9 protein-coding genes are annotated in these 10,036 nt (G+C 66.2%); 5 read left to right on the top strand and 4 right to left on the bottom strand.

From position 1 onward, the window contains the following. The first annotated feature begins 205 nt into the window (after positions 1–205). Entirely contained in the window at positions 206–1,519 is a 1,314-nt protein-coding gene (locus AC3WK8_RS13795; protein ID WP_207245105.1) for a leucine-rich repeat-containing protein kinase family protein, read from the top strand. Between the two features lie 71 nt (positions 1,520–1,590). Here the strand turns inward: AC3WK8_RS13795 and AC3WK8_RS13800 are convergent, their stop codons facing one another. Further along, positions 1,591–2,295, bottom strand: a complete 705-nt coding sequence (locus AC3WK8_RS13800) for a YebC/PmpR family DNA-binding transcriptional regulator (RefSeq protein ID WP_068583007.1) — start codon at positions 2,293–2,295, stop codon at positions 1,591–1,593. 164 nt (positions 2,296–2,459) lie between these two features. Further along, on the bottom strand, positions 2,460–3,779 hold the full coding sequence (locus AC3WK8_RS13805) for an MFS transporter (RefSeq protein ID WP_103325631.1): 1,320 nt from the start codon (positions 3,777–3,779) through the stop codon (positions 2,460–2,462). A gap of 286 nt (positions 3,780–4,065) precedes the next feature. On the opposite strand from AC3WK8_RS13805, the gene AC3WK8_RS13810 reads away from it, so the two are divergent. Next, a complete protein-coding gene (locus AC3WK8_RS13810) occupies positions 4,066–4,947 on the top strand; it encodes a LysR substrate-binding domain-containing protein (RefSeq protein ID WP_085598467.1) in 882 nt (293 codons plus the stop codon). Positions 4,948–5,122: 175 nt separating this feature from the next. Here the strand turns inward: AC3WK8_RS13810 and AC3WK8_RS13815 are convergent, their stop codons facing one another. Beyond that, positions 5,123–5,989 (bottom strand): LysR substrate-binding domain-containing protein, encoded by an 867-nt coding sequence (locus tag AC3WK8_RS13815; protein ID WP_103325632.1) that lies wholly within the window; start codon positions 5,987–5,989, stop codon positions 5,123–5,125. Positions 5,990–6,099: 110 nt separating this feature from the next. On the opposite strand from AC3WK8_RS13815, the gene AC3WK8_RS13820 reads away from it, so the two are divergent. The 3 genes from AC3WK8_RS13820 (at position 6,100) to AC3WK8_RS13830 (ending at position 8,847) form a co-directional block, all read left to right on the top strand. Next, positions 6,100–7,209: a 2-aminoethylphosphonate--pyruvate transaminase gene (locus tag AC3WK8_RS13820; protein WP_085598463.1), complete on the top strand. Its 1,110-nt coding sequence runs from the start codon at positions 6,100–6,102 to the stop codon at positions 7,207–7,209. A 62-nt stretch (positions 7,210–7,271) separates the two neighbouring features. Further along, positions 7,272–8,099: a phosphonoacetaldehyde hydrolase gene (phnX, locus tag AC3WK8_RS13825; RefSeq protein WP_103325633.1), complete on the top strand. Its 828-nt coding sequence runs from the start codon at positions 7,272–7,274 to the stop codon at positions 8,097–8,099. A 193-nt stretch (positions 8,100–8,292) separates the two neighbouring features. Then, entirely contained in the window at positions 8,293–8,847 is a 555-nt protein-coding gene (locus tag AC3WK8_RS13830; protein ID WP_085598635.1) for a cytochrome b, read from the top strand. Here the strand turns inward: AC3WK8_RS13830 and AC3WK8_RS13835 are convergent. After that, positions 8,838–9,767: a 1-aminocyclopropane-1-carboxylate deaminase/D-cysteine desulfhydrase gene (locus tag AC3WK8_RS13835; protein WP_103325634.1), complete on the bottom strand. Its 930-nt coding sequence runs from the start codon at positions 9,765–9,767 to the stop codon at positions 8,838–8,840. The genes AC3WK8_RS13830 and AC3WK8_RS13835 overlap by 10 nt on opposite strands. Positions 9,768–10,036 lie beyond the last annotated feature (269 nt).

A 10,036-nucleotide genomic window follows, 5' to 3' on the forward strand; every position in this document is an offset into this window, starting at 1 on the left:
CCAGGCGGACCGCAGCGGCCGCAGGATCGACCTCACCCTGACTGCCGATTGCGCCAGCCAACAGGGAGTGAGCCGCTCTGAACTTAAGGCTCCTGAAAACCCAGTGCCCCCTGGCCCGTCGGCGCAAAACCGCCCAGGCAGCAAAAACCGCCGATCTCCTTTATCCTGCCCGCCCTTCTGCTGCTTTCGAGTGTTGACGCTGTTCATGGATACCCTTGCCCAACTGCGGGCCGGCCAGCTGGCCGGCATCAAGCGCCTGGACCTGTCCTGTGGCCTGACTGAGTTCCCCCGGGAGATCTTCGATCTCGCCGACTCCCTGGAGATCCTCAATCTCAGCGGCAACGCCCTGCGCAGCCTGCCCGACGACCTGCACCGCCTCAGCCACCTGCGCATCCTGTTCTGCTCGGACAACCTGTTCAGCGAACTGCCGGAGTGCCTGGGCCGTTGTGCACACCTGAGCATGATCGGCTTCAAGGCCAACCGCATCGAACGGGTTCCGGCCGCCGCCCTGCCGCCCCAGCTGCGCTGGCTGATCCTCACCGACAACCGCATCACTGAACTGCCGGACGAACTGGGTCGGCGCCCGCTGCTGCAAAAACTCATGCTGTCCGGCAACCGCCTGAGCGCGCTGCCGCAAAGCCTGGAGCAGTGCCAGCGCCTGGAACTGCTGCGGATCGCTGCCAACCGCCTGACCGAACTGCCGCCGTTCCTGCTGGCCTTGCCGAGCCTGACCTGGCTGGCCTATGCCGGCAACCCACTGGAATCCCAGGTCGATGCCGCAGCCCTGGCATCCACACCCAGTATTCCCTGGGAGCAACTGGTGCTGGCACAGCGCCTGGGCGAAGGCGCCTCCGGGGTGATCCACCAAGCGCAGTGGCAGGCTCCCGGGCAGCCAGCGCGGGCTGTGGCGGTCAAGCTGTACAAGGGCCAGATGACCAGCGACGGCTCACCGCTACATGAAATGCACGCCTGCATCAGCGCCGGCCTGCACCCGAACCTGATCCGGGTCGAGGGCCGCATCGTCGACCATCCCCAGGGCCAGGACGGCCTGGTGATGCAGTTGATCGACCCCAGCTATGCCAACCTCGCCGCGCTGCCGAGCCTGGACTCCTGCTCCCGGGACGTCTATGCGGAGGACGCGAGATTCAGCGCCGCGGTCATCCTGCGCATGGCCCGGGGCATCGCCTCGGTGGCCGGCCACCTGCATGCCCAGGGCATTACCCACGGTGACCTGTATGGCCACAACACCTTGTTCGATGCCCAGGGCGATTGCCTGTTGGGGGACTTCGGCGCAGCATCGTTCCACGCCCAGGACGACACACCTCAGAGCCAGGCCCTGCAACGCCTGGAAGTACGGGCCTTCGGCATCTTGCTGGAGGAATTGCTCGATCGCCAGGATGGCTCGCTGGCCCCGGCGCAGCACCAGGGCCTGCGGGAACTGGTGCAACGTTGCCAGCAACCGCACGTCCTGGCGCGCCCGGCTTTCGAGCAGGTGATCCGCGAGTTGGACAACCTCTAGAAACGACTTCGCCGGCCAGCAGGCCCCCTTGCGGGAGCCCACTGGCCGGCGAACGAACCGTGCGGCGCGGCTTAGCCGGCCAGGCCGACGAACATGTCCTGGACGTCGTCGTGGTTATCCAGGCCTTCGAGGAACGCCTCGACTTCGGCCATCTGCTCATCGCTCAGGCCACTGACCGGGTTCTTCGGCTGGTAGCCCAGCTTGGCCGAGAGCACGGTGAAGCCTTGCTCCGGCAGGGCCTTCTGTACGGCGTCCAGGTCCGCAGGCTCGGTCAGGAACAGGGTCGCGCCCTCTTCGCCCGGCTCGAAATCCTGGGCCCCGGCCTCGATGGCCGCCAGTTCCGGATCGGCGTCCGGAGTGTCCGGCGAGGCCTCGATCATGCCCACGTGGTTGAAGTCCCAGGACACCGAACCCGAGGCGCCCAGCTGGCCCTTGCGGAAGGCCACGCGGATTTCCGCCACGGTGCGGTTGACGTTATCGGTCACGCACTCGACGATCAGCGGCACCTGGTGCGGGGCGAAACCTTCGTAGGTCACGCGGTGGTACTGCACGGTCTCGCCCAGCTGGCCCGAGCCCTTCTTGATCGCGCGCTCCAGGGTTTCGCGAGGCATCGAGGCCTTTTTCGCTTGCTCGACCACCAGCCGCAGGTGGGCGTTGGTGGCTACATCAGCGCCGTTGCGTGCAGCGATGGTGATCTCCTTCACCAGCTTGCCGAAGATCTTGCCCTTGGCATTGGCTGCTGCTTCTTTGTGTTTAACCTTCCACTGTGCGCCCATTACTCACTCTCTTTGATCTATGGCGTCGAGTTGGATTTGGCCGACGCGAGGCGCAAGTTTATACGTCCTCCGGGCCCTGATCGACCAAAAAGTCAGTGGCCGGCCGAGCTCCGGCCCTTGTCGGACTTGCCGGGAGCGCAGCAGCGGCTCCCGGCGCGAGGACCTCAGGAGCGCACCGGCCTGGCCAGCAGGGGTTCGTTGGAGGCCTGCGCAGGCACCGGCTCGCCCCCCCTGGGCCGGCTGTTCCAGAACGGCACCAGCAACAATGCCGCCACCAGGGCGCAGCCGGCGAACAGCAGGAACACCGTCACCGTATCGAAGTAACCCGGCAACAGGCCGCCGAGGATCGCCCCCACCGAACCGCAACCGTTGACGAACCCGGCCGCCGTGGCCCCGGCCCCGGCCGCGCCGAAATCGATGGCCGCCGCGCCGCTGATCATCGAATCCGGTCCGTACAGGGTCAGGCCCATGACGAACAGCAGCGCCACCACCAGCGCCACACTGCCGCTATGTAGCGCACCCATGAACAATCCCAGGCTCAGGGTCAGGGCCAGCAAACTGAGGACGCAGGCCGGCATGCGCCGGGCGCCGAACAGCTTGTCCGAGGCCAGCCCGATCATGATCGGCCCCAGCAACCCGGCCAGCTCGAAGGCCGTGGGCACGATCGCCGCGCCGACCTTGCCCACCGAGGGCATCTGCTCGTAGACGATCACCGGCCCCCACAACAGGATCGCGTAGCGCGCCGGCTTGAGCAGGAAGTACGCCAGCCCCAGCACCAGCACCGTGCGATTACGCAGGATCGCCCGCAGCGGCGCCCAGACCCCAAGGCGACAACCCTGGGCAGGCTCCTGGGCCGTCGTCACCTCCTCCACCGCCGGCAGGCCCACGTCCTGCGGGGTATTGCGCTGGAAGATGAAGAACAACAACGCGGTCAGGCCCACCACCACCGCGCTGGAGATGAACGCTGCATGCCAGGTTCCCACCAGGGTGTAGGCCCACCAGCCGGCGAAGGGCGAGGCCACCAGGCCGCCAAAGGCGTAGCACGAACTCCACAGGCCCAGGACCCGCCCCCGTTGCTCGGCGGGAAAGAAGCTGCCGATGTTCTTGCACAGCCCCGACCAGCCAGTGGATTGCGCCAGCCCCTGGACCAGCATGCAGGTGGCGAATATCGGCAAGGTGGCGAAGCTGCCCATCACCAGCGCCGCGGCAGCGGAAATCAACAGGCCGCCCAGCACCACCACCCGCGGGCCGAAGCGGTCGGCGAACATGCCCCAGGTGAACTGCCCCACGGCGTAGGCCGCCAGGTAGATGGCATCGAGGTTGGCCATGGCCATCTTGTCGAGGGTGAAGTCGGGATCGTCGGCGATCCCCAGCTTGGCGACGGAAAAGGCCTTGCGAGTGAAATAGAACGCCGCGTAGGCGATCCAGGTGATGGCGAAAATCTGCACGCGCCAACGTTTGATGGTGCCGATCTGCTTGTTCATCGTGATTCTGACCTCAGGGTGAGTGTGCCGGCTGGATGCGAAGCAAACGCCTGTGTTTTTTGTTGTTGAGCACGGCGGCAGGGCCCTTGTGGCGGGCGCTGCCGGTCAGACGGGGCCTGTTGCGCTCCCGGGCGGGAGGCTGCGATCGCACGCACAGGCCCCAGGATCCGATGGCGGTCGACCGACCGGTCACCGGGCCTTGAAAGATGGAAGCAATTAGCAATTAATAAATGAAATCGATTTATCGTATTTCAAATATAAGCCCAGCTTGTAAGAGGCCCTCGCCATGTCGGTTTCCCATGCGCAGTTGAAAGCCTTCCATGCCGTGGCCGTGCACGGCAGCTTCACCCGGGCCGCCGAGCGCCTGTACCTGACCCAACCGGCCGTCTCGGACCAGGTGCGCAAGCTGGAGGAGCGTTTTGGCGTCCTGCTGTTCCATCGCAACAAGCGCTCGGTGCAGCTCACCGACCTGGGGCAGCGGTTACTGGCCATCACCCAGCGCCTGTTCGTCGCGGAAGCGGAAGCCAAGGAACTGTTGCAGGACTCCCAGGCCCTGCAGACCGGCAGCCTGGTGCTGGCGGTGGATGCGCCAGTGCACGTGCTGGCGCAGGTCGCCCGCTTCTGCCAGTTGTACCCGGGGATCAACGTGCGCATCGAGACCGGCAACACCGACGAATCCCTGCTGCGCCTGTTCAGCTACCAGGCCGACCTGGCCCTGCTGGGACGCGAGGTGGACGACGAGCGCCTGTGGTCGCTGACCCTGTGCAATGACCCGATGGTGGCGTTCGTCTCGCGCAATCATCCCTGGGCCGAGCGCCAGTCCATCTGCCTGGCCGATCTCGACGATACGCCCATGGTGCTGCGGGAAACCGGCTCGGTGACACGCCAGATCGTGGAGGCGGAAATGCACCGTGCCGGGTTGCGGATCCGCCCGGCGATCCAGGTCGAAGGCCGGGAAGCGGCGCGCGAGGCGGTGGTGGCGGGTATCGGCGTGGGTGTGGTGTCGGCGGCGGAGTTCGGTGCCGACTCGCGGATCTGTGCCCTGCCTATCGTCGACTGCCAGCAGCGCATGACCGAGACCCTGGTGTGCCTGCGCGAACAGCGTTCGCGGCGGATCGTCGCCACCTTCCTCGACCTGGTGCTCGACAACCAACAGTCCCACCCGTAGCCGCTGCCGAGCCACGGCGAGGCTGCGCGAAGGTCCGCAAGGCCTTGCCCTGGAACCCTCCAGCGCCGCGTCTGCTACACAGCCTGCGCCAGCGGCTACACCTTGACGTGGAAACTGCGCGAGAGCCTGCAGGGCCTTGCGTACGCTCACCTGGAACCTCCACCTGCGCCAGCGGCTACCGGGCTTGCGGGGCCAGACCGATGAAGGCCTGGATCAGCCGCAGCTCCCGGCGCCGCTCCAGGCAGCCGATCATGTGCTGGTTGACCAGGCCCGCGCCACGAAGCGGTACCACCCGCACCCGTGGGTCGTGGCCCACTTCCAGCGAACTGACGATCCCAACCCCCAGGTGCGCGGCCACCGCCTCGGTCACCGCCTCACGACTGTCCAGCTCCAGCAGCACCCGGGGCTGCACCTTGGCCAGGGTGCACGCCTCGTCGAAGGTGCGGCGGGTGATGGAGCTGGGCTCGCGCAGCACCATGATCACCTGGTCCAGTTGCTCGATGGCGATGCCTTCGGCCAGCTCCAGCCATTCATGGCCCTGGGGCACCAGGGCGCACATCCGCGACTGCCCGAGGCTCTGCAGGTGCAGGCCCTTGCGCTCCTCGACCTCGGTCAGCACCGCCACGTCGGCATGCTCCGAGAGCAGCGCTGCCAGGGTCTCCTGGGCGTTGCCCAGGCGCAGGTTGACGGTCACCCCCGGATAACGCTCGCGCAGGCTGGCCAGCATCGGCATGACCAGGTGCGGACCGTCCGCCGCTACTTCCAGGCGCCCGGTCAAGAGCTGGCGGTTGGCCTCGAGCATGGCCTGGGCTTCTTCGGCGAGGCCGAACATGGCGCGGGTGATGGCCGCCAGCTTGGTGCCCTCCTCGGTCAGCTCCACCCGCCGGGCGGTACGCCGCAGCAGGGTGATCTGGTAGTGCTCCTCCAGGGCCTTGATGTGCCCGGTGACCGCCGGTTGGCTGATGAACAGGCGTCCGGCAGCCCGAGTGAAGCTGCCTTCACGGGCCACGGCATCGAACGCACGCAGTTGGAACAAATTCATATCTATCGGCCTCGCTTATGACAGGCATAACAACAAACAATTTGATTGATGATAAGGCAAATTGCAATTTAGTTGCCGTAGCTTGCTCCCATCATTTTCGAGGACACAGCATGAGCATCGCCGAGCCAATCCTGCTTACCCCTGGCCCACTGACCACTTCCGCCCGTACTCGTCGGGCGATGCTGGTGGACTGGGGCTCCTGGGATGAACGGTTCAACCAGCTGACCGCCAGCCTGTGCACGCAATTGCTGGCCATCGTCAACGGCGCCGACAGCCATCATTGCGTACCCCTGCAGGGCAGCGGCACCTTCGCCGTGGAGGCCGCCATCGGCACCCTGGTGCCGCGGGACGGCAAGGTCCTGGTGCTGATCAATGGCGCCTACGGCAAGCGCCTGGCGAAGATCTGCGAAGTGCTCGGCCGTGACTTCAGTACCTTCGAAACTGCCGAGGACGAGCCCACTACCGCCGCCGATGTCGAGCGCCTGCTGCTGGCCGACCCGTCCATCAGCCACGTGGCGCTGATCCACTGCGAGACCAGCACCGGCATCCTCAATCCGCTGCCGGAGATCGCCCAGGTGGTCGCCCGCCACGGCAAGCGCCTGATCATCGACGCCATGAGTTCCTTCGGCGCCTTGCCCATCGATGCCCGCGAGATCGCCTTCGATGCGCTGATCGCCGCGTCCGGCAAGTGCCTGGAAGGCGTGCCTGGCATGGGCTTCGTCTTCGCTCGCAAGGAGTCCCTGGCCCAGGCGGCGGGCAACGCCCATTCCCTGGCCATGGACCTGCACGACCAGCACGCCTACATGGCCAAGACCGGCCAGTGGCGTTTCACCCCGCCGACCCATGTGGTGGCTGCGCTACACGAAGCCTTGCTGCAATACAACGAGGAAGGCGGCCTGCCGGCACGCCTGGCACGCTACAGCGACAACTGCCAGGCCCTGTTGCAAGGCATGGGCGAGTTGGGCCTGCGCAGCTTCCTGCCAGCGGCGATCCAGGCGCCGATCATCGTTACCTTCCACGCCCCACAAGACCCGCGCTACCAGTTCAAGGACTTCTACGAACGGGTCAAGGCCAAGGGTTTCATCCTCTACCCGGGCAAGCTGACCCAGGTCGAGACCTTCCGCGTCGGCTGCATCGGCCACGTCGACCGAGCCGGCATGCAGGCCGCGGTCGCTGCCGTGGCCCAGGTGCTGCGGGAAATGGAAGTACTGGATATCTGATCGCCCCATCACCGTGCCCGCCGGGCACGACCGTCCTCGCCTCTTGTACAGGTCCTTGAACGATGAACTACACCAACCCCAACCAGCTGCAAGCCGCGATCCTCGACTGGGCCGGCACCGTGGTCGATTTCGGCTCCTTCGCCCCGACCCAGATCTTCGTCGAGGCCTTCGCCGAGTTCGATGTAGAGGTCTCCATCGAAGAAGCCCGCGGCCCGATGGGCATGGGCAAGTGGGACCATATCCGCACCCTGTGCGACCTGCCGCAAGTGGCCGAGCGCTACCGCAAGGCTTTCGGCCGCACCCCGACCGACGCCGACGTCACCGCCATCTACGAGCGCTTCATGCCGTTGCAGATCGAGAAGATCGCCGAGCATTCGGCCCTGATCCCCGGGGCTTTGGAGGTCATTGTCAAGCTGCGTGAGCAAGGCATCAAGATCGGCTCCTGCTCCGGTTATCCGAAGCTGGTGATGGACCGGGTGGTGGCCCTGGCCGCGACCAACGGCTATGTCGCCGACCACGTGGTGGCCACCGACGAAGTGCCCAACGGCCGCCCCTGGCCGGCCCAGGCCCTGGCCAACGTGATCGCCCTGGGCATCGACGATGTCGCCGCCTGCGTGAAGATCGACGACACCGTGCCGGGGATTCTCGAAGGCCGCCGCGCCGGGATGTGGACCGTGGCCCTGACCTGCTCGGGCAACGCCCTGGGCCTGAGCTACGAGGGCTACCGCGCCTTGGCCAGCGATACCCTGGCCAGCGAGCGCCAGCGTATCCACAAGCTGTTCGAGCCATCGCGCCCGCACTACATGATCGACACTATCGCCGATCTGCCCCAGGTGATCGCCGATATCAACCAGCGCCTGGCCCGGGGAGAAATGCCCCAGGGACAATAAGCCCTTCGATCAAGAACGACAGGACGGCGACTTTCACCAGTCGCCGTTTTTTTTCATCGACGTGAGACCAGAACCACCCCCAAGCGACGAAAGCCCCCGGTGCGCCAGGCAAACCTAAAAAAAGCGGCTTACAGTTAAAGCACTCCGTCGCTCAAGAACGGAGGCTTCAGACCTGATGACCGAGGAAGCCCCCATGCCGTGGAAAAACACCGAGGCGCGCTATAGCACCATGACGATCGCCCTGCACTGGCTGATGCTGGTGCTGCTGGCCGTGGTCTACGCCTGTATCGAATTTCGCGGCATCTTCCCCAAGGGCAGCGGTGGCCGCACCCTGATCACCGAAGCCCACTTCATGCTCGGCCTGACGGTGTTCGTACTGGTCTGGCTGCGGTTGTTCGCCCGGGCCCAGGGCGTGGCGCCAAGGATCCAGCCCACGCCACCACAATGGCAGAGGCTGCTGGCAACGCTGATGCACTGGGCGCTGTACCTGTTCATGATTGCCATGCCGCTGCTGGGCTGGCTGACCACCAGTGCCAAGGGGCACCAGGTGATGTTCTACGGCCTGGACCTGCCGTTGCTGCTGCACGAGGACAAGGCCCTGGCCAAACAGCTCCAGGGCTGGCACGAGTTGCTGGGCACCCTGGGCTACTGGCTGATCGGCCTGCATGCCCTGGCCGGGCTCTATCACCACTATGTGATGCGCGACAACACCCTGCAGCGGATGTGGCGCCAGCGCGGTCAGGCCTGACCGGCGAAGCCGCGGCGCCCTTGCAGGCCGCCGCTGTGGACGAAGATCAACCGACAACCCGGGGCGAAGCGCCCGGCCCGGATCTGCTCGTGCAGGGCCAGCAGGGCCTTGCCGGTGTACAGCGGCTCCAGCGGCAGGCCGCTGGCCTTTTCGGTCTGCTCGATGAACGCCTCCAGCACCCGCTCCACCTTGGCGAAGCCGCCACGGCTGGCGTCCAGCAAGGCATAACCTTCGAGCGCCCTGCCGGCTTCCCCCAGGATACCGGCGACTTGCTGCGGCACTCCGTGGTCCATCGGCACCGCCAGGGCACCATGCACCGGGTGCGTCCCGGCCTCGGCCAGCACCAGTCCGGCCAGCGTGGTACCCGTACCGGCGGCCAGCCACCAACCGTGGTAATCGCTCCAGCCCAGGGCCGGCAGTTGCGAGCGCACCTGCTCCAGCAGCGGCACGCAGCCCAATGCACCGGCCAGGCCGCCACCGCCCTCTGATACCGGGTACAGATCGGGGTACTGAGCCTGCCAGGGTGTCCAGAAGCCCGGTTGGTGGCGCGCCCGGTACCCGCCGTAGCCAAGCCAGTGCAGTTGCATGCCGAAGCGCTCCAGGTCGAGCACGGTCGGGGTGTCCTGGCGCTGCCCGCGCAGCAGCCCGACCGTGGCGAAGGCGAAACGCTGGCCAGCGGCGGCCAGGGCATGCAGGTGATTGGAATGGGCGCCGCCGAGGCTGATGATGCCCTGCGCGCCCTGGCGGCTCGCTGCCTGCAGGTGGTGGTTGAGCTTGAACCACTTGTTACCGCTGATCAGCGGGTCGATCAGGTCCAGGCGCAGTACCGCCACCTCGACCCCGGCCTGGTGCAGCCAATCCAGCTCCAGCCGCTGTAGCGGCGCCTGGGGCAAATGAGCGAAGGACTCGGCAAGGGACATCGCTGGCAACTCGGCAGACAGGGGGGCGCGCATTCTAGCAACCCTGGACAAGATCGCCGCGCCCCTGCGACACAAGCTTCGTGTAGCCGCTGCCGAAGGCTGCGCAAAGGACTGCAGGGCCTTCAGGGGCGAGGGGCAGATGTAAGGACCGAGGATCGCCGAGCCCCTACGGGGCGGGTTAGGAATCGCAGTACCTTCAGAGGCCAACGGGAAGGTGCTGGGATGGAAGATTACCGTGCCCCTGCGGGGCAGGCGCAGCCTTCGGCCGC

This window comes from Pseudomonas sp. FW507-12TSA (genome assembly GCF_058781435.1).

What these genes read in the sequence shown, in the direction of transcription:
- AC3WK8_RS13795 (WP_207245105.1), top strand. Translation starts at nt 206, where the DNA reads ATGGATACCCTTGCCCAACTGCGGGCCGGCCAGCTGGCCGGCATCAAG.
- AC3WK8_RS13800 (WP_068583007.1), bottom strand. Translation starts at nt 2,295, where the DNA reads ATGGGCGCACAGTGGAAGGTTAAACACAAAGAAGCAGCAGCCAATGCC.
- AC3WK8_RS13805 (WP_103325631.1), bottom strand. Translation starts at nt 3,779, where the DNA reads ATGAACAAGCAGATCGGCACCATCAAACGTTGGCGCGTGCAGATTTTC.
- AC3WK8_RS13810 (WP_085598467.1), top strand. Translation starts at nt 4,066, where the DNA reads ATGTCGGTTTCCCATGCGCAGTTGAAAGCCTTCCATGCCGTGGCCGTG.
- AC3WK8_RS13815 (WP_103325632.1), bottom strand. Translation starts at nt 5,989, where the DNA reads ATGAATTTGTTCCAACTGCGTGCGTTCGATGCCGTGGCCCGTGAAGGC.
- AC3WK8_RS13820 (WP_085598463.1), top strand. Translation starts at nt 6,100, where the DNA reads ATGAGCATCGCCGAGCCAATCCTGCTTACCCCTGGCCCACTGACCACT.
- phnX (WP_103325633.1), top strand. Translation starts at nt 7,272, where the DNA reads ATGAACTACACCAACCCCAACCAGCTGCAAGCCGCGATCCTCGACTGG.
- AC3WK8_RS13830 (WP_085598635.1), top strand. Translation starts at nt 8,293, where the DNA reads ATGCCGTGGAAAAACACCGAGGCGCGCTATAGCACCATGACGATCGCC.
- AC3WK8_RS13835 (WP_103325634.1), bottom strand. Translation starts at nt 9,767, where the DNA reads ATGTCCCTTGCCGAGTCCTTCGCTCATTTGCCCCAGGCGCCGCTACAG.